Annotated in this window: 15 protein-coding genes and 1 pseudogene; 10 read left to right on the top strand and 6 right to left on the bottom strand. The window is 71.4% G+C overall.

Annotation, left to right across the window (positions count from 1 at the left end; genetic code table 11):
• Nucleotide 1 precedes the first annotated feature (1 nt).
• Complete coding sequence (locus tag ISO16_RS06150) at nt 2-1,375, bottom strand: alpha/beta-hydrolase family protein (RefSeq protein ID WP_230304484.1); 1,374 nt, start codon at nt 1,373-1,375, stop codon at nt 2-4.
• Nucleotides 1,336-1,920 carry a hypothetical protein gene (locus ISO16_RS06145; protein WP_230304483.1) on the bottom strand — a complete coding sequence of 195 codons (585 nt, stop codon included), beginning with the start codon at nt 1,918-1,920 and terminating at the stop codon, nt 1,336-1,338. The genes ISO16_RS06150 and ISO16_RS06145 overlap by 40 nt, the downstream gene beginning before the upstream one ends.
• A 104-nt stretch (nt 1,921-2,024) precedes the next feature.
• Here ISO16_RS06145 and ISO16_RS06140 point away from each other — a divergent pair, with 104 nt between their 5' ends.
• From ISO16_RS06140 to gatB, 4 genes are all read left to right on the top strand, one after another.
• Nucleotides 2,025-3,239: a sensor histidine kinase gene (locus ISO16_RS06140; RefSeq protein WP_442800811.1), complete on the top strand. Its 1,215-nt coding sequence runs from the start codon at nt 2,025-2,027 to the stop codon at nt 3,237-3,239.
• 9 nt (nt 3,240-3,248) lie between these two features.
• The gene (locus tag ISO16_RS06135; protein ID WP_065922437.1) at nt 3,249-3,935 is read left to right on the top strand and encodes a response regulator; all 687 of its coding nucleotides are present in this window, start codon (nt 3,249-3,251) and stop codon (nt 3,933-3,935) included.
• A 94-nt stretch (nt 3,936-4,029) separates the two neighbouring features.
• Nucleotides 4,030-5,061 (top strand): 6-phosphofructokinase, encoded by a 1,032-nt coding sequence (locus ISO16_RS06130; RefSeq protein WP_072635516.1) that lies wholly within the window; start codon nt 4,030-4,032, stop codon nt 5,059-5,061.
• Between the two features lie 59 nt (nt 5,062-5,120).
• On the top strand, nt 5,121-6,632 hold the full coding sequence (gatB, locus tag ISO16_RS06125; protein ID WP_072635515.1) for an Asp-tRNA(Asn)/Glu-tRNA(Gln) amidotransferase subunit GatB: 1,512 nt from the start codon (nt 5,121-5,123) through the stop codon (nt 6,630-6,632).
• Between the two features lie 64 nt (nt 6,633-6,696).
• Here the strand turns inward: gatB and ISO16_RS06120 are convergent, their stop codons facing one another.
• Nucleotides 6,697-7,113, bottom strand: coding sequence for a VOC family protein (locus ISO16_RS06120; protein WP_072635514.1), 417 nt, complete (start codon nt 7,111-7,113; stop codon nt 6,697-6,699).
• A 285-nt stretch (nt 7,114-7,398) separates the two neighbouring features.
• On the opposite strand from ISO16_RS06120, the pseudogene ISO16_RS06115 reads away from it, so the two are divergent.
• Nucleotides 7,399-8,348, top strand: a pseudogene (locus tag ISO16_RS06115) (linear amide C-N hydrolase).
• Between the two features lie 25 nt (nt 8,349-8,373).
• Here ISO16_RS06115 and ISO16_RS06110 read toward each other — a convergent pair.
• A complete protein-coding gene (locus tag ISO16_RS06110; protein WP_006947419.1) occupies nt 8,374-9,486 on the bottom strand; it encodes a PQQ-dependent sugar dehydrogenase in 1,113 nt (370 codons plus the stop codon).
• Between the two features lie 112 nt (nt 9,487-9,598).
• Here ISO16_RS06110 and ISO16_RS06105 point away from each other — a divergent pair, with 112 nt between their 5' ends.
• A complete protein-coding gene (locus tag ISO16_RS06105; protein WP_050035413.1) occupies nt 9,599-10,396 on the top strand; it encodes a DoxX family protein in 798 nt (265 codons plus the stop codon).
• Nucleotides 10,397-10,450: 54 nt separating this feature from the next.
• Here the strand turns inward: ISO16_RS06105 and ilvD are convergent, their stop codons facing one another.
• Both ilvD and ISO16_RS06095 read right to left on the bottom strand, forming a co-directional pair.
• Entirely contained in the window at nt 10,451-12,292 is a 1,842-nt protein-coding gene (ilvD, locus tag ISO16_RS06100; protein ID WP_043796520.1) for a dihydroxy-acid dehydratase, read from the bottom strand.
• 140 nt (nt 12,293-12,432) lie between these two features.
• Complete coding sequence (locus ISO16_RS06095; RefSeq protein WP_029544420.1) at nt 12,433-12,906, bottom strand: PH domain-containing protein; 474 nt, start codon at nt 12,904-12,906, stop codon at nt 12,433-12,435.
• Between the two features lie 266 nt (nt 12,907-13,172).
• On the opposite strand from ISO16_RS06095, the gene ISO16_RS06090 reads away from it, so the two are divergent.
• The 4 genes from ISO16_RS06090 (at nt 13,173) to ISO16_RS06075 (ending at nt 18,454) form a co-directional block, all read left to right on the top strand.
• Nucleotides 13,173-15,119 (top strand): acetolactate synthase large subunit, encoded by a 1,947-nt coding sequence (locus ISO16_RS06090; protein WP_006934250.1) that lies wholly within the window; start codon nt 13,173-13,175, stop codon nt 15,117-15,119.
• On the top strand, nt 15,116-15,619 hold the full coding sequence (gene ilvN / locus ISO16_RS06085) for an acetolactate synthase small subunit (RefSeq protein ID WP_006934252.1): 504 nt from the start codon (nt 15,116-15,118) through the stop codon (nt 15,617-15,619). The genes ISO16_RS06090 and ilvN overlap by 4 nt, the downstream gene beginning before the upstream one ends.
• A 50-nt stretch (nt 15,620-15,669) precedes the next feature.
• Nucleotides 15,670-16,671: a ketol-acid reductoisomerase gene (gene ilvC / locus ISO16_RS06080; protein ID WP_029544417.1), complete on the top strand. Its 1,002-nt coding sequence runs from the start codon at nt 15,670-15,672 to the stop codon at nt 16,669-16,671.
• A 76-nt stretch (nt 16,672-16,747) separates the two neighbouring features.
• Nucleotides 16,748-18,454: a SulP family inorganic anion transporter gene (locus ISO16_RS06075; RefSeq protein ID WP_043796513.1), complete on the top strand. Its 1,707-nt coding sequence runs from the start codon at nt 16,748-16,750 to the stop codon at nt 18,452-18,454.
• Nucleotides 18,455-18,764 lie beyond the last annotated feature (310 nt).

Here is an 18,764-nt window from a genome sequence, read left to right as displayed (position 1 = left end):
GTCAGGGGCGGTCGCACCGGGCCTGGTCCGGGCCGTAGCGGTGCCCGTGACCGGGGGCCGCGTCCAGCGCCACCGGCAGGTCCAGCGTCGCCTGCACGAAACTGACCACCGGCAGCCACCGCGGCACGGGCGCGTCGCGTCGCGCTCGGGACAGGTCGGGCGGGGACCACAGCAGCGACGGCTGCCACCACACCACCGGATCCGACGTGTTCGCGGTGACGATCGCTCCGGCCGTGCGCACCGCGCCGGCCGGCGGACCCGCCCAGATCGCCGCGCAGGGACCCGCCGCGGCCGATGCGTGGTCGGCGAGCGCGGCGCTGCCCCCGATCGACCCGAGGCTCTGCCCGTACACGTGCAGCTGCGGGCGCCGGACCGGGTCCAGGGTGTCGAGGTGGGCGCGCACGGCCGTCAGGAGGGCGCGGGCCGACGCCGCGGCCGTGTTCCGGTCGAACAGGAACGTCACCCAGCTCGGCGCGGCCGAGTACTGCTGCGCCACGAGCGCGACGTCGCCGCCGAACACCGTGTCGAACCCCCGCACCGCGCCGGGGTCGATCCAGCCCGAGCCGGTGGGCACCGCCACCACGACGTGGGCGCGGGCGAACCCACCGGCGCGGTCGAGTTCGCGCACGGCCAGCGCGGCGCGCGAGCGGGCGTCCGCAGCGGATCCGAGCCCCACGTACGTGCGGATCGCGCCGGGATGCGCGTCGAGGGTCACGAAACGGCGGCCCTCGTCGCCCAGGGACTCCCAGGACACCAGGGACGACGGACTGCCGGCCACCGCGGCGGCGACGGGCCTCGCGACCGGGTCTGCCTGCCCGAGCCCCACGGGCACAATCGCGACGCCGACGCCCATGGCCACCGTGACAGCCGTGGCCGCGACCGCGCGGGTGCCGGCCCGCCGGCGCCACGCCCCCGGAACCCGGCCGATCGCCCGTGCTGCCGCGAATATCAAGGGGGCACAACTACATACAACGATCCAGTGCGCCGGACCGGCGGGTGGTCGCCCCATCGACGCCCGCAACGCGTCCTGCCACTGCGCCGCGGCGAGCACCGCCCACCCGAGCACGCCGGCCGCGACGACCAGCGCCGCCGGCCGCGCGGCCCCAGGCCGCGCGGATCCCCCGTGCCGCCGGCGGCGCACCCCGGCGGCCACGGCCGCGGCTGCGGCGGCGCATCCGGAGGCAGCGGCCTGTGCCAGGGCCGCACGGGGCAGCAGGGACGGCGCGAGCGAGACCCACACCGCGATCGTCACCGCCACGGTCGTCGCCACCCGCGGGCAGCGCCGCGCGAGCGAATCGACCCCCGCGTCCGCGGCCACGGACGCCGCGAGCGCCCTCATCGCACCGCCCACCGCGCCGCCGCGGCCAACGTCCACACCACGGCCGCGTACGGCAGCGGCGACTCGGGAACCGGTGCCGCGTCGCGTTGCCGCCACGAATTGAACCGCACGGCAATCGACGCCACATCCGCGGTGAGGACGCACCAGCCGTCGCCGGGAGCCGCCGTGCGGCACGCCTCGTGCAGGTGCCAGCTCAGCCGGGCGTCCAGGCCGCGCCGCGCCTGCGGACCCGGTTCGTGTCCCACCGACCGGGCGTATCGCAGCAGGTCGTAGCCGAGATCGTGTTCACGGCAAGGCGTTTCGAAGAATTTCGGCAGGGGAACGGGGGAGGAGCAGCCCCCGAGGGGATCCACCAGGATCCCGTCCTCGGTGACCGGGCGGTAGTGCATCGCCGGCTCGAAGCCGGCCGGGAAGACCTCGAGCGCCGCCGCAGTGTCGCCGTCGGACAGCGCCGCCACCGCCGCCGCCGTGGCGCCCCCGTGCGGCCTCGGCTGCCCCTCCGGACCAGCCTGCGCCCCAACGGTTCCCAGGAACAGCGCCGCGGCCGTACCCACCATCACTGTCGTCGCTCGTCTGCGCATGGCACGGACGTTAGGAACGACGGGGACCGCCGCGGATCCCACACCGGAGCGGTCCGGCCGCGGCCGTCTGACCCCACGGAGCCAGGCGCATCTCACACCCTGGTATGACGACAGTGCGGGCGTCCCGTGCCTACCGTGGTGCCGTGCGCTGGACGAGAGAACGCGGCCGAGGCCGCTGGTGGACGATCGCGATCGTGGCGGCGACGCTGATCCTGTACGCGGTCGCGTGGCCCACGTTGCACCTCACCCACGAGGTGCCCGCACCGCTGATGCCCGTCGTCGCGGCGCTCGCGGCCGGGCCGTTCGTGGCGATCCGGACCGATCCCGCCCTCGGGTGGGCGGTCTCGGCCGGGGCCGCGCTGGCGATCCCGCGCGCCTTCGACCTCGTCCCCGGCTACGACTACCCCTGGCAGGTGGTGCACATCCTCGTGCTGTGCGCGCTGCTCGTCGCGGTGAGCATGCGCGCGTCCCTGCAGATCGCCGGGCTCGTGTGGGCGGCCACCGTGGTGCTGTTCTTCACCCACGTACCGGGGCAGAACGGCTGGGGCTGGGCGCTCGGCCTGACCGCGATGGCGGTGTTCGGCCTGCTCGTGCGGTGGCTCGTGCTCTCCCGGCGGCAGCTGGCCCGGCAGGAGGAGGTCAGCGAACTCGAGCGGGCCCGCCGCGCGATCCTCGAGGAGAAGGCCCGCATCGCCCGCGACCTGCACGACATCGTCGCGCACCACATGTCCCTCGTCGTGGTGCAGGCGCAGAGCGCCCCGTACCGCCTGCCCGAGGTCCCCGAACCGGTGCGCGCGGAGTTCGAATCCATCGGGGCGACCGCGCGCGAGGCGCTCAACGAGGTGCGCGGCATGCTCGGCGTGCTCCGGAGCGACAACCTCGCCGACGGCAGCGACGGCGACGGCGAAGGGGCGCAGGCTCCCCAGCCCGGCCTCGACCGGCTCGGCGACCTGTTCGAGGGCGCGCGGCGCGCCAGGATGGTCCTGTCCACCGCGGCGGACGGTGACCCGGCGGGTGTCTCCGACGCCACCGCGCTCACGGTGTACCGCATCCTGCAGGAGTCGCTCGCCAACGCCGCCCGGCACGCCTCCGGGGCACCGGTCCAGGTCGGCGTGGGGTACGGACCGGACGAGGTGAGCGTGACCGTGCGCAACGGCCCCGGGCGCGCGGAGCCCGGACCCGGGGACCGCGGCGGCGGGAACGGCATCCGCGGCATGGTCGACCGGGCGCTTGCGGTCGGAGGGCGGCTCGTGGCCCATCCCGTCCCGGGCGGTGGATTCGAGGTGCGAGCGCAGCTGCCGCGCGTCCCGGCGGCCTAGGCTGAGGCCGTGACGGACCCGAGCGCAGCCGCGACCCCCATCACCGTGTTGATCGCCGACGACCAGGCCATGGTGCGGCAGGGCTTCGGCGCCCTGCTCGCCGCCCAACCCGACATCAGCGTGGTCGGCGACGCCCCGGACGGTCGGCGGGCCGTCGCGGAGGCGGCCCGCCTGCGACCCGACGTGGTCCTGATGGACGTGCGGATGCCCGAGATGAACGGACTCGACGCGGCCCGGCACATCCTCGCCGGGCGCACCGATCCGCCGACACGTGTGCTGATGCTCACCACCTTCGACATCGACGACTACGTCTACGAGGCACTGGGCCTGGGCGCCAGCGGATTCCTGCTCAAGGACGCGCCCGCCGACGAACTGATCCGGGCGGTCCGCGTCGTCGCCGACGGCCAGGCGCTGCTCGCGCCGACCGTCACGCGCCGCCTCATCGCGGACGTCACCCGCCGGCGGTCGCCGCGCCGCGGCCGCGATCGGGCGCTCGACGTCCTCACCCCGCGCGAACGCGAGGTGCTCGAGCTGATCGCCCGCGGGCTGTCGAACCAGGAGATCGCCGCTCACCTGTTCGTCGCGGAGCAGACGGTCAAGACGCACGTGGGGAAGGTGCTCGGGAAGCTGAACCTGCGGGACCGGGCGCAGGCGGTGGTACTGGCGTACGAGTCCGGACTGGTCGTGCCGGGGTGAGCTGCACCCGCGATCGGGATGCCGCGGGCGCCGCGCCGGGGCAGTATTGCCGGGAGGACCACCGACAACCTGCACGACCGGCACGGAGGTACGGATGACGCGCATCGGCATTCTCACCAGCGGCGGGGACTGCCCCGGCCTGAACGCGGTGATCCGCGGAGCGGTCCTCAAGGGCAGGACCGTCTACGGTCAGGAGTTCGTCGGATTCCTCGACGGCTGGCGTGGTTTGGTGGAAGGCGACGCAATCCCCTTGGATCGCAGCAAGGTTCGGGGATTGTCGCATCAGGGCGGCACCATTCTCGGCACCAGCCGGTTCGGCCCCTATCAAGGACCGAACGGCGGCGCGGAGAGCATCGCCCGCACGCTCGAGCGCATGGGCGTCGACGCCGTGATCGCCATCGGCGGCGAGGGCACGGCCGCCGCGTCCAAGCGGCTGTTCGAGGAGGGCATCCGGATCGTCGGAGTGCCGAAGACCATCGACAACGACCTCGGCCAGACGGACTACACCTTCGGCTTCGACACCGCCGTCGAGATCGCGACCGAGGCGATCGACCGGCTGCGCACCACCGGCAACTCGCACAAGCGCTGCATGGTCCTCGAGGTGATGGGCCGGGAGGCGGGGTGGATCGCGCTGCACTCCGGCACCGCCGGGGGTGCCCACGCCATCCTCATCCCCGAACAGCCCGAGAGCATCGAGCAGATCTGCGAATGGGTCACCAGCGTCCGCGACCGCGGCCGGGCTCCCATGGTGGTGGTCGCGGAGGGATTCACCCTGCCGGAGATGACCGAGGCATACTCCGACAAGGGGCGCGACGAGTTCGACCGGCCGCGGCTCGGCGGCATCGCCGACGTCCTCGCCCCGATGATCGAGGAGCGCACCGGTATCCAGACCCGCGCCACGATCCTGGGCTACATCCAGCGCGGCGGCGTGCCGACGGCCTTCGACCGGGTCCTCGCCACCCGCCTGGGCATGGCGGTCACCGATCTCGTCGCCGACGAGGAGTGGGGGCACATGGTGGCGCTGCACGGAACCGACATCGCCCGGGTCGGTTTCGACGAGGCGCTCGCCAACCACAAGCGGGTGCCGAAGGACCGCTACGAGGAGATGCGGATCATCTTCGGGTGAGGTCGCGCCGCGCGTGAGGGCCGGTTCGCCGCATGGCGGCACCGTCTAAAATCGAGCGCATGACTGCCGCCATGTCCGATGATCTGCTCGCCTACGACGAGGTGCTCGCGAAGTTCGAGCCCGTGATGGGCATGGAGGTGCACGTCGAGCTGCACACCGCGACCAAGATGTTCTGCCCGTGCCCGACCACGTTCGGCGCCGAACCCAACACGCAGGTGTGCCCGGTGTGCCTCGGCCTGCCCGGCTCGCTGCCCGTCGTCAACCAGGCGGCGGTGGAGTCGGCGATCCGCATCGGCCTGGCGCTGAACTGCTCGATCACGCCGTGGGGCCGGTTCGCGCGGAAGAACTACTTCTACCCGGACCAGCCGAAGAACTACCAGATCTCGCAGTACGACGAGCCGATCGCCACCGACGGCTACCTCGACGTGGTCCTCGACGACGGCAGCACGTGGCGCGTGGAGATCGAGCGCGCGCACATGGAGGAAGACACCGGCAAGTCGCTGCACGTCGGTGGCGCCACGGGCCGCATCCACGGGGCGAGCCACTCGCTGCTCGACTACAACCGCGCCGGGGTGCCGCTCATCGAGATCGTCACCAAGCCCATCGTCGGCGCCGGCGAGCGCGCCCCCGAGGTCGCCCGCGCCTACGTCACCGCGCTGCGGGACCTGCTGAAGGCCCTCGACGTGTCCGACGTGCGCATGGACCAGGGCTCGATGCGCTGTGACGCCAACCTCTCCCTCAACCCGATCGGAGCGGCGGAGTTCGGCACCCGCACCGAGACGAAGAACGTCAACTCGCTCAAGTCGGTCGAGGTCGCCGTGCGGTACGAGATGCGCCGCCAGGCCGCGGTCCTGACCGCGGGCGGCACGGTGATCCAGGAGACCCGGCACTTCCAGGAGGTCGACGGCACCACCTCACCGGGCCGGCGCAAGGAGACCGCGGAGGACTACCGCTACTTCCCGGAACCGGACCTCGAACCGATCGCCCCGAGCGCGGAGTGGATCGAGGACCTGCGCGCCACCCTCCCCGAGCTGCCGTGGCTGCGGCGCGCCCGGATCCAGGCCGAGTGGGGCATCTCCGACGAGGAGATGCGCGACCTCGTCAACGCCGGCGCCCTGGACCTGATCATCGCCACCACCGAGGCCGGCGCCCCCGCCTCCGAGTCCCGGTCCTGGTGGGTCGCCTACCTGGCCCAGCAGGCCAACACCCGCGGCGTCGAGCTCGTCGAGCTGCCGATCACCCCGGAGCAGGTCGCGCAGGTGATCGCCCTCGTCGCCGACGGCACGCTCACCAACAAGCTCGCCCGCAAGGTCGTCGACTACGTGCTCGCCGGTGAGGGCGACCCGAAGCAGATCCTCGCTGCGCACCCCGAACTCGTGGTCGTGCGCGACGACTCGCTCATCAAGTCGGAGGTGGAGAAGGCGCTGGCCGCCAACCCCGACATCGCCGACAAGATCCGCAGCGGCAAGGTCCAGGCGGCCGGCAAGATCGTCGGCGACGTGATGAAGGCCACCCGCGGCCAGGCCGACCCGGCCCTGGTCAAGGAGCTCGTGCTCGCCGCCTGCAGCTGAGTTCTTCCACGAGAGGTTCTTCCGCGAGCGGGCGGCCTGCCGGGATGGCAGGCCGCCCGTGTGTCTACTGCGAATCGCCGGCGATGTTCACCATCCACTGGATGCCGAACTTGTCGGTGCACATGCCGAAGTGGTCGCCCCACGGTGCTCGCTCGAGCGGCATGGCGATGGTTCCGCCGTCGCTCAGCTGGTCCCAGTAGCCCCGCAGCTCGGCCTCGTCGTCGCCGCTGAGCGAGATCGAGATGTTGTCCCCCGGGTTGTAGCTCATCTGGTTGGGGGTGTCCGCCGCCATCAGGACGAGACCGTTCGGGCTCGCCAGCATCGAATGCATGATCTTGTCCTGCTCGGACGGGTCGTCGCTCGCGTGCATCTCCGCGAACGTGCTCACATTCAATTCTCCGCCGAACACGGATCGGTAGAACTCCATGGCCTGGCGGGCATTGTCGCGAAAGCTGATGTACGGATTCAGGCGTGTGGTCATGCGGGCCCCTCCCTCGGGCGTGCCACTGCTTCGGACCGATCGGCGACATTGTTGCACCGTCCCGGGTCGAGCGGGGAAGTGTGCCGGAAGCAATTGCGACACAGCCGAATTCGAGTAATCCGAACCGTCGCGGGAGCGGGTGCGGGCGGATCCGCCGCGAAAACGCCGAGATTCGACCGAAACGTCCGTATTGTCACTGTCGTCGTGCGGCGGGTCGACGCTCACGGCGCACGGGCGGCCGGATTTCTCGTCGGACATCGCGGAGGATCAATGTGCACTCGGGCAATGTGGACCGGAAGCGGGCACGGCGTTCTCGTCGGCCGGAACATGGACTGGCGCGAGGAGATGGACACGAACCTGTGGTCACTTCCGCGGGGGTCGACAGGATCGGGCACGACCGCGATCCCGACCCGGTGACCTGGACGGCCCGGTACGGCAGTCTCGTGGCCGCCGTCTGGGACAACGCCACGAGCGACGGGATCAACGAGCGCGGCCTGGCCGCCCACGTGCTGTGGCTCGCGGAGGCGGACTTCGGGGAACGGGACCCGGAACTGCCCGCGCTCGCGGTGTCCCTGTGGCCGCAGATCTTCCTGGACCTGTGCGGCACCGTCGACGAGTGCCTCGCCCTGATGGCCGAGCGGCCCTTCCAGGTCCGACCGTTGATCGAGCCGCGCTCCCAGCGTCCCGCGACCGTGCATCTGGCCCTCGAGGACGCGAGCGGTGACTCCCTGATCCTCGAGCACATCGGTGGAACGCTGCGGATACATCACGGCCGCGCGAACACCGTCATGACGAATTCACCGCCGTACGACGAGCAGATCGAACTCCGGAAGAGCTTTACCGGTTTCGGGGGATCCGAGCCGCTGCCCGGCACCACGGAGGCGTCCGACCGCTTCGTCCGGGCAAGTTACTATCTCGACCGACTGCCCGCCGTGGAGACCCCGGCCCGTGCGTATGCGGCGCTGCTCAGCGTCATGCGCAATGTCGCGCAACCGTTCGGCGAACCCGATCCGCAACGGCCGAACATCTCGATGACGATCTGGCGCACGCTGACGGACCTGACCGAGGGGCTGTACATGTTCGAATCGTCGTTCAGCCCGAACATCGTGTGGACCCGGTCGGCCGACCTGGACTTCTCGACCTGCCGCAAGCTCGACCTTGCGAAACCGGGCCTGCTGGGCAATGTGAGCGGCGCGTTCACCGACGCGGCCGAGCCGCCCTTCACGCTGTCGTGACGTACCCCGAGACGAACGGTTCCGGCTAGTCGAAGCCGCCCCCGCCGGCGGGGAACTGGATCAGCACGACCCGATCGTCGTTCGGGCCCGGTTCGCCGCCGGCCTTGTTGACGGTGGACACCCACAGCTGCCCGTCGCCGCCCGCCGACGCGCCGCCGAGACGGCCGTAGCGGTCCTGCACCGCCGGCACGGGCGCCGCCGTCACCGCCCCTGTTCCCGGATCGATGGCGACCACCGCAACCGCCTTGCCGTCCGTCAGCGACACCGCGACCGCGTCCGCACCGGCCGCGCATCCGGCCACGCCCGGACGCTCGGGCCACGTCCAGGCGGGGGACGCGCCCACCGCGCCGTCCACTCCGACACGCTGCAGCCGGTCCTCGAGCGCGGTGCGGTCGGTGACCCACAGGTTTCCGGCGGGATCCCGGCACACGTCGCCGGCCGTTCCGATCCCCGAGAGCACGACCGACGGCGCCGCGGCCGCGCCCGGCGCCGGCAGAGGCATCCGCAGCAGCTTCCCGGCGAGCGACGCCGGATCGGCGGCCGCGGCCGGATTCCCGGCGTCGCCGGTGAGCACCACCAGGTCGGTGGGTGAGGTGAACTCGAGCGCGCCCGCGTTCCCGCTCGCCCCCCGCGGGATGCCGGTGAACACGGGCTTCGGGACGTCGCCCGCGGCGAGCCGCACGACGCGGTTGTCGGTCGGGGTGGTGATGTAGGCGTAGAGCAGCCGATCCTCGTCGAAGGTCGGCGACAGCGCGAGATCGAGCAGCCCGCCGTCGCCGGAACCGTCGACCGGCACGGTGGCCACCTCCACCGGTTCCGTCCGCGGTGCCACCCGCAGGATCCGGCCCGTGCGCCGCTCCGCGACGAGAGCGGAGCCGCCGTCCGGCATGGTGACCAGCCCTCCCGTGGTGTCGAGGCACGTGGCGACCACCGCGGGGTCGGGGTCCTGACACGGGCCCGGCGGTGTCGGCGGTGCGCCCGGCGTCGTGGTCGTCGTCGGGGGCTCGAGCGGTTCGAGTTCGGCGCCCGCGTCGAAGCTCGGCTCCGGCGTGAACGGGGTGGTGGTCGCGTCGTCGAAACGGGCACACGACGTGGTGAGGGCGAGCAGACCCACGATCGACGCGACCGTCGCTCGCATCCGTCGCGACCCACCGACTCTCGCGCGCCTCGTCATGACCATGACGTTACCGGGGCGGCGCGCCCCGACTCGGTTCCCGGGTCGGCCGACCCGGGCGACCTACCCTGGTTCGGTGACCGACAAGGCGAAAGACCACGTCCCGGAGCCGACGCCGCAGGATGCCGCGGAGCCGGTGTCGAGTCCCTACGACAATCCCACCCTGGAGCTGCAGCGCCCCCGCTCGTCGATGCTCGAGTCCGATGACGACCTCGATCTCGACAACTCCGCCTTCGAGCGGCGCGGCCCGGCGCAGTACGGGTACGCGGACTCCGACGTCGCCCCCACCGAGCGGATGCACCGGTACGAGCCCGCGGGCGCCGTCGCGGCGCCGATCGGAGCGGAGACCGGTGCCGCGCCCGGGCCGGCGAAGGCGCGCCGCGGCACACTGGACCTGGGGTTGCTCGTGCTGCGGCTCGTCGTCGGCGGCACGATGGTGGTGCACGGGGTGCAGAAGCTGACAGGGCTGTGGGGCGGCCCCGGCATGGACGGGTTCGAGGCGATGCTCGCCGACGCGGGCTACCAGCGTCCGGCCCTGCTCGCGGTGCTCGGTGCGGTGGGGGAGGTGGCGGCCGGAGCGCTGCTGATCCTCGGGTTGCTCACCCCGCTCGCCGCCGCCGCCGTGCTGGCGATCATGATCAACGCGTGGTTGTTCCGGCAGTCCGCCGAGCCGGGACTGCAGTACTTCGCGCCGGACGGGGTGGAGTACGAGACCCTGCTCGCGGCCGCCGCCGCAGTGATCGTGCTGACCGGTCCCGGTCGGGTCGCGGTCGACGGCACCCGCGGCTGGGCGACCCGGCCGTTCGCCGGCTCGTTCGTCGCGCTGCTGCTCGGCGTCGCGGGTGGGGTCTGCCTCTGGATATTCGGCCGCTGACGCGGACGGTGCGTCCTTTGGGCGGCAGGAACAGCCCGAAGGACGCACCGGTGCCTACGGCACCCGGCGGACTGCACCCTTGTCGGCCGAGGTGGCCAACGCGGCGTAGGCGCGCAGGGCGGTGGTGACCGTGCGCTGCCGGTCGACCGGCAGCCACGGGCGCTCCGAAGCCTCCATCTTGGCGCGCCGCTCGGCGAGGACGGCGTCGTCGACGAGGACCTCGAGGGTGCGCGAGGGGACGTCGATGCGGATCCGGTCACCGTTCTCGAGCAGACCGATGACGCCGCCGGACGCCGCCTCGGGCGAGATGTGGCCGATCGACAGTCCCGACGTGCCGCCGGAGAACCGGCCGTCGGTGATCAGGGCGCACTGCTTGCCCAGTCCCGCGCCCTTCAGGAACGCGGTGGGATGCAGCATCTCCTGCATGCCCGGCCCGCCCGACGGTCCCTCGTAGCGGACCACGACGACGTCCCCGGGCTGCACCTTCTTGCCGAGGATCACCGACACGGCCTCCTCCTGCGACTCGACGACCAACGCCGGGCCCTCGAAGGTGAACAGGTCCTCGTCGATGCCGGCGGTCTTGAGGATCGCGCCGTCCGGAGCGAGGTTGCCGCGCAGGACGACCAGTCCGCCCTCGACGGTGTAGGCGTGCTCGACGTCCCGGATGCAGCCGGCCGCGGCGTCCGTGTCCAGCGACGACCAGCGGTTGGCGGTGGAGAACGGCTCGGTGGTGCGGACGCCGCCGGGGGCCGCGTGGAACAGCTCGATCGCCTCGTCGGAGGCCTTGCCGGAGCGCACGTCCCACGTATCGAGCCACTCGTCGAAGCTTGTCGTGTGGACCGTGGTCACGTCCGTCTCGAGCAGCCCGGCGCGGCGCAGCTCGCCGAGGATCGCGGGGATGCCGCCGGCCCGGTGGACGTCTTCCATGTGGTAGTCCGAGTTGGGGGAGACCTTTGCCAGGCACGGCACCTTGCGGCTGATGGCGTCGATCGTGCCGAGGTCGAAGTCGACCTCGCCCTCCTGCGCCGCGGCGAGCGTGTGCAGCACGGTGTTGGTCGAGCCGCCCATCGCGACGTCGAGCGCCATGGCGTTGCGGAACGCGGCGGGGGAGGCGATGTTGCGCGGCAGGACCGACTCGTCCTCGTCCCGGTACCAGCGCAGCGCCGCCTCGACGACCGTGGTGCCGGCCCGCTCGAACAGCGCCCGGCGTGCCGCGTGGGTGGCCAGCGTCGACCCGTTGCCGGGCAGTGCCAGTCCGAGCGCCTCGGTCAGGCAGTTCATGGAGTTCGCGGTGAACATGCCCGAGCACGACCCGCACGTGGGGCAGGCGCTGCGCTCGACCTCGTCGAGGCCGTCGTCGCTGACGGCGTCGTTGGCCGACGCCGAGATCGCGGTGATCAGGTCGGTGGGGGCCTGCGCGACACCGCCGACGACCACCGCCTTGCCGGCCTCCATCGGGCCGCCCGAGACGAACACCGTCGGGATGTTCAGGCGCATCGCGGCATTGAGCATGCCGGGGGTGATCTTGTCGCAGTTGGAGATGCACACCAGCGCGTCGGCGGTGTGCGCATTGACCATGTACTCCACCGAGTCGGCGATGATCTCGCGGCTGGGCAGCGAGTACAGCATGCCGCCGTGGCCCATGGCGATCCCGTCGTCGACGGCGATGGTGTGGAACTCGCGCGGCACACCGCCGGCGGCCCGCACCGCCTCGGCGACGATCTCGCCGACGTCCTTGAGGTGGACGTGGCCGGGCACGAACTGCGTGTAGGAGTTCGCGATCGCGACGATCGGCTTGCCGAAGTCGGAGTCGGTCATGCCGGTGGCGCGCCACAGGGCGCGGGCCCCGGCGGCGTTGCGTCCGGCGGTGGTGGTGCGTGACCTCAACGGGGGCATCGGGTTCCTCGGGGGCTAGGGCTGCTTCGGGGCTGGGGCTGCTTCGGGGCTGTGTGCTGCGCGGGCGCGGCGACGCCGGGGACCGGGCTCCGCCGGACGGGGCCGGAGCGGGCCTGGGCGGCTTCGAATTTACTCGTGTGCTATTTCGACTCGACGTCCGCGTCCGGCTCGGTGTCCGCGGCCTGCTCCCGTGCCTCCGCCTCGCGCGCGGCCGCATACGGGTCGGTGATGCGACCGCCGCTACCGGCGGCGAGCTGGGGGAGACGGCCGAACGTGACGACCGGCAGGGGTACCTCGGTGCCGTCGGTGCGGCGGGCGCGCGCCCAGCCCCGCTTGGGGAATCGCAGGCCGTCGAGTTCGTCCCAGGCCAGGGTCCGGGTCGAGAACGCGGACCGGGCGGTGATGCCCTCGGGCCCGACGACGGTGCGCACCCGCAGCACCCACGCGCCGACGAGGAACGGAATCACCACCATCCAGCCGAACGCGGCGGGCCAGGCCAGGGCCGGGGAGGCCACTCCGAGCAGCACGAACCCACATGCGAGCAGCGCGAGCCGGGAAATCTGGATGACCTGCGGCTGCTGTTCGGCCGTATGGGATGATGGGCGTGGTGGCACGGGCTGCTGTGGAGATGACACCTCACCATCTTCCCATTGCAGCTGAGGCATCTCACATTCTGGGACAGGTGACCGAACCAAGTTGACTGTCGGACCTTCGCGCGCCTACCGTCGAGCGCGTGAATCAGAATGGGTTGCTCGTAATCGGCCGGCGCGTCGTCGCCTGAGCCGCTTCTCGCAACTCGCCCACGACGCGCCACCCTCGTACAGCAGATGCTGCTGACGGGGGTTTTTTGTTGCCCGGAGCCAGAACCAGAGGAATCGCAGTGAGCGCACCAACCGCAAGGCCTCAACCTTCGCCGCGCAAGCCCGGGGCCGCAGCCCCGTCGCCCGCGGCCGCGGCCACCCAGTCCGGTAACCGTCGCCAGGTCGCCCCCGAGCGGGTCACCGGCGCACAGTCGGTGGTCCGGGCCCTCGAGGAGCTCGAAGTCGACACGGTATTCGGCATTCCGGGCGGTGCGATCCTCCCCGTCTACGACCCGCTGTTCGACTCGCAGAAGGTCCGGCACGTGCTGGTCCGCCACGAGCAGGGCGCCGGCCACGCCGCGACCGGATACGCCCAGGCCTCCGGCAAGGTCGGCGTGTGCATGGCCACCTCCGGCCCCGGCGCCACCAACCTCGTCACCCCGCTCGCCGACGCGCAGATGGACTCTGTCCCCGTCGTGGCGATCACGGGCCAGGTCGGCCGCGGTCTGATCGGCACCGACGCCTTCCAGGAGGCGGACATCTCGGGCATCACCATGCCGATCACCAAGCACAACTTCCTCGTGACCGACGGCGCCGAGATCCCCCGCGTCCTCGCCGAGGCGTTCTACCTGGCCGCGTCCGGCCGTCCCGGCGCGGTGCTCGTGGACATCCCGAAGGACATCCTGCAGGCCCAGACCACCTTCAGCTGGCCCCCGGAGATGCACCTGCCCGGCTACCGTCCCGTGACCAAGCCGCACGGCAAGCAGGTCCGTGAAGCCGCCCGCCTGATCGCCGAGGCGAAGTCGCCCGTGCTGTACATCGGCGGCGGTGTCATCAAGGCCGAGGCCTCTCCGGAGCTGCTCGAGCTGGCCGAGCTCACCGGCATCCCGGTGGTCACGACGCTCATGGCGCGCGGTGCGTTCCCCGACACCCACCGGCTCAACTGCGGCATGCCCGGCATGCACGGCACCGTCGCGGCGGTCGCCGCCCTGCAGAAGTCCGATCTGCTGATCACGCTCGGCGCGCGGTTCGACGACCGCGTCACCGGTCAGCTCGACTCGTTCGCGCCCGGCGCGAAGGTCATCCACGCGGACATCGACCCGGCCGAGATCGGCAAGAACCGGCACGCCGACGTGCCGATCGTGGGTGACTGCAAGGAGGTGATCGTCGAGCTGATCGAGGCGATCCGTGCGGATCTCGCGACGGGCACCACGCTCGAGTACGCCCAGTGGTGGGAGTACCTGGACGGGATCCGCCGCACCTACCCGCTCAGCTACGACCGGCCCGCCGACGGCATGCTCTCGCCGGAGTTCGTGATCCAGAAGGTCGGCAAGCTCGCCGGACCGGACGCGATCTACTGCGCCGGCGTCGGCCAGCACCAGATGTGGGCCGCGCAGTTCATCGACTACGAGAAGCCACGGACCTGGCTCAACTCCGGCGGCCTCGGCACCATGGGGTACGCCGTTCCGGCGGCCATGGGCGCCAAGATGGGCGTGCCCGACGCCGAGGTGTGGGCCATCGACGGCGACGGCTGCTTCCAGATGACCAACCAGGAACTGGCGACCTGCGCGGTGGAGGGTGTGCCGATCAAGGTCGCGCTCATCAACAACGGCAACCTCGGCATGGTGCGGCAGTGGCAGACGCTGTTCTACGAGGAGCGGTACTCGAACACGGACCTGGCCACCCACACCCTGCGCATCCCCGACTTCGTCAAGCTGGCCGAGGCTCTGGGCTGCGTCGGCATCCGCGTCGAGCGCGAGGAGGAGGTCGAGGACGCGATCCGCCAGGCGCAGTCGATCAACGACCGTCCGGTGGTCATCGACTTCATCGTCGGCAAGGACGCCCAGGTGTGGCCGATGGTCGCCGCGGGCACCGGCAACGACGAGATCATGGCGGCGCGGGGCATCCGCCCGCTGTTCGACGAGGACGAGGCGGCCGCCGAGCCGGCCGTCATCCACGAGGCACTCGAGCACGAGAAGCACCCGGACCAGCGCGGCGCCGCAGCAGCAGGAGAGGATCGTCAGTGAGCACCAGTCACACCCTCAGCGTTCTCGTCGAGGACAAGCCGGGCGTGCTGGCCCGCGTGGCGAGCCTGTTCTCCCGCCGCGGGTTCAACATCGAATCCCTCGCGGTGGGCGGCACCGAGATCCCCGAGATCTCCCGGATGACGATCGTCGTCACCGTCGACGAGTTCCCGCTCGAGCAGGTGACCAAGCAGCTCAACAAGCTCGTCAACGTCATCAAGATCGTCGAGCAGGAAGAGGAGGCCTCGGTCGCCCGCGAGCTGCTGCTGATCAAGGTGCGGGCGGACGCGAGCGTGCGGACGCAGGTCATCGAGACGGTGAATCTGTTCCGCGCCAAGGTGATCGACGTCTCGCCCGAGTCGCTCACGATCGAGGCCACCGGTACCCGGTCCAAGCTCGACGCCCTGCTGCGGATGCTCGAGCCCTACGGCATCCGCGAGATCGTGCAGTCCGGGGTCGTCGCGGTCGGACGCGGTCCGAAGTCGATCACGGCCACCCGTTAGCCTGAACACACCCTTATTTGCTGAGAGAGGTAACAACTGTGGCAGTCGAGATGTTCTACGACGACGACGCCGATCTGTCGATCATCCAGGGCCGCAAGGTCGCGGTGATCGGCTACGGCAGCCAGGGACACGCGCACTCGCTGAGCCTGCGCGACTCCGGTGTCGAGGTGCGCATCGGTCTGAAGGAAGGCTCGAAGTCGCGGGCCAAGGCGGAGGAGGCGGGCCTGGCGGTCGGCACCCCGGCCGAGGTCTCCGAGTGGGCGGACGTCATCATGCTGCTGGCGCCCGACACCGCGCAGGCGTCGATCTTCAAGGAGGACATCGCGCCGAACCTGAAGGACGGCGACGCGCTGTTCTTCGGCCACGGCCTGAACATCCACTTCGGTCTCATCGAGGCGCCGGAGTTCGTCACCGTCGCGATGGTCGCCCCGAAGGGCCCCGGCCATCTCGTGCGCCGCCAGTTCGTCGACGGCAAGGGCGTCCCCGCGCTCATCGCCGTCCACCAGGATCCCAAGGGCGAGGGCCAGGCGCTGGCGCTGTCCTATGCCAAGGGCATCGGCGGCACCCGGGCCGGCGTCATCAAGACCACCTTCAAGGAAGAGACCGAGACCGACCTGTTCGGTGAGCAGGCCGTCCTCTGCGGTGGCACCGAGGAACTGGTCAAGACCGGTTTCGACGTGATGGTCGAGGCCGGCTACGCCCCGGAGATGGCGTACTTCGAGGTGCTGCACGAGCTCAAGCTCATCGTCGACCTCATGTACGAGGGCGGCATCGCCCGCATGAACTACTCGGTGTCCGACACGGCCGAGTTCGGTGGCTACCTCTCCGGGCCGCGCGTCATCGACGCCGGCACGAAGGAGCGCATGAAGGAGATCCTGAAGGACATCCAGGACGGCACCTTCGTCAAGCGTCTCGTCGCCAACGTCGAGGGCGGCAACAAGGAGCTCGAGTCGCTGCGCAAGAAGAACGCCGAGCACGGCATCGAGGTCGTCGGCAAGCAGCTGCGCGACCTGATGAGCTGGGTGGACCGCCCGATCACCGAGACCGCCTGATCGGATCCCGCCGCTTCGACGGCCCGGCACCGCTGTGGTGCCGGGCCGTCGGCGTTCCAGGGTGGATAATGCGCTGATGTCCTGGGGCCTGGGAAAGCTGCCGGGGGTCGTCACGGCCCGCACCTACCGCCGGGAGTGGCTGCGCCCCGACATCACCGCCGGCCTGGCACTCACCGCGCTGCTCATCCCCGCGGGCATGGGCTACGCGACGGCCGCCGGGTTGCCCGCCTACGCCGGCCTGTACGCCACGATCGTCCCGCTGCTGGTGTACGCGCTGGTGGGTCCGTCGAAAGTGCTTGTGCTCGGGCCTGATTCGTCCCTCGCCCCGCTCATCGCCGCGGCGGTGCTCCCGCTCGCCGCGACGGGCGACCCGCAGGAGGCGCTCGCGCTCGCGGGGGTTCTGGCCCTGCTCGTGGGCGTGATCCTCGTCGTCGCCGGCTTCCTGCGCCTCGGTTTCGTCACCGAACTGCTGTCCAAGCCCATCAGGCTCGGCTATCTCAACGGCATCGCGCTGGTCGTCGTGGTCGGTCAGCTCCCGAAACTGCTCGGCTTCTCGATCGACGAGCCGGGCCTGCTCCAGGACACCGCCGCGATCGTCCGGGCGGTGGCCGCCGGCGACGTCGACCTCGTCGCGGCGACCGTCGGTGTGGCGTCCCTGGCGGTCATCGTGGCGTTCCGCCTCCTGCGGGCGCGCATCCCGGGTGTCCTGGTCGCCGTGGTCGGGGCGTCCGTGGTGTCCGCGCTGCTCGGCCTCACCGACGAGATCGTCATGGTCGGGGCGCTGCCGTCGGGACTGCCGACGCCCGATGTGGCAGCGGTGAGCTGGGGCGACGTGCTCGCACTGCTCGGCCCGGCGGCCGGCGTCGCGCTCATCGCGTTCGCCGACACCGGCGTGCTCTCGCGCACGTTCGCCGCCCGCCGCGGCGACGACGTGGACGGCAGCACCGAGATGAAGGCCATCGGCGCCGCCAACGTCGCGACCGGGCTGTTCAGCGGTTTCCCCATCTCGGCGAGCTCGTCGCGCACGCCCGTCGCCGAGCAGAACGGTGCCCGCACCCAGCTCGTCGGGGTGGTCGGCGCCGCCGCCGTGCTGCTGTTCGTGCTGCTCGCGCCCGGCGCGACCGCCTATCTGCCCGAGGCGACCCTCGCCGCGGTCGTCCTCGTCGCCGCCTCGGCACTCATCGACGTGCGCGGCGTGATCCGCATGTGGCGGATGAGCCGGATCGAGGCCGGTCTCGCGGCGGCGGCCTTCCTCGGAGTGGCGCTCGTCGGGGTGCTCGAGGGGATTCTCGTCGCCATCGGGCTCTCCTTCGTCGCCGTCGTGGGACACGCATGGTCGCCGTACCGCACCGAACTCGTCGAGCTCACCCGCGTCGCGGGTTTCCACGACATCAACCGCCATCCCGAGGGGCATCGGATCCCGGGCCTGCTGCTCGTGCGGTTCGACGCCCCGCTGTTCTTCGCCAACGGCTCGATCTTCGACGACTACGTCCGCTCGCTGGTCGCGAAATCGCCCGAGCCGGTCGAGTGGGTCGTGATCGCCGCGGAACCGATCACCGGCCTCGACACCACCGCCGTCGACGAACTCGTCGACCTGGACCGGTACCTGGCGGGCAAGGGCATCCACCTGGCCTTCGCCGCGATGAAGGGTCCGATCAAGGACCGGCTGGTGCGGTTCGGGCTGGGAGATCGGTTCACCCGGGACCGCTTCTATCCGACGGTCCGCACCGCCGTCGTCGCGTTCCGGCACCGGCGATCCACCGCGGGTCCCGGCCCCGCATAGCCGGGGCACGGCGTTCCGCCCTCGCGGTCCACTCGCGCCGGGCCGCGGCCTGGTGCAGGGTCCCGGCGAAACGGTGCCCGTGCGAACGGAACTCGTCGGTGGTCTGCGAGCGACGTTCCCCCGGGCGCAGGTTCGCCGGACCACAGGTGCCACCCGGACGGTCCCGCTCCGGACCCGGAATGCGGCTCGCGCCGGGACGGCGGCACCAGGTACAGGATCGGCCGGAGGGCCTTCCCGGCTCGGATTCGCCGGCGTTCGGGTCCGAACGGACCGCGGCCGTGGCGCCGCGGGCGTGGGTCGTTTCGTACCA

The sequence above is a fragment of the Rhodococcus sp. M8 genome (genome assembly GCF_015654185.1).
Lineage (GTDB): Bacteria > Actinomycetota > Actinomycetes > Mycobacteriales > Mycobacteriaceae > Rhodococcus > Rhodococcus aetherivorans.
This window is presented reverse-complemented; position numbering and strand designations above follow the sequence as displayed.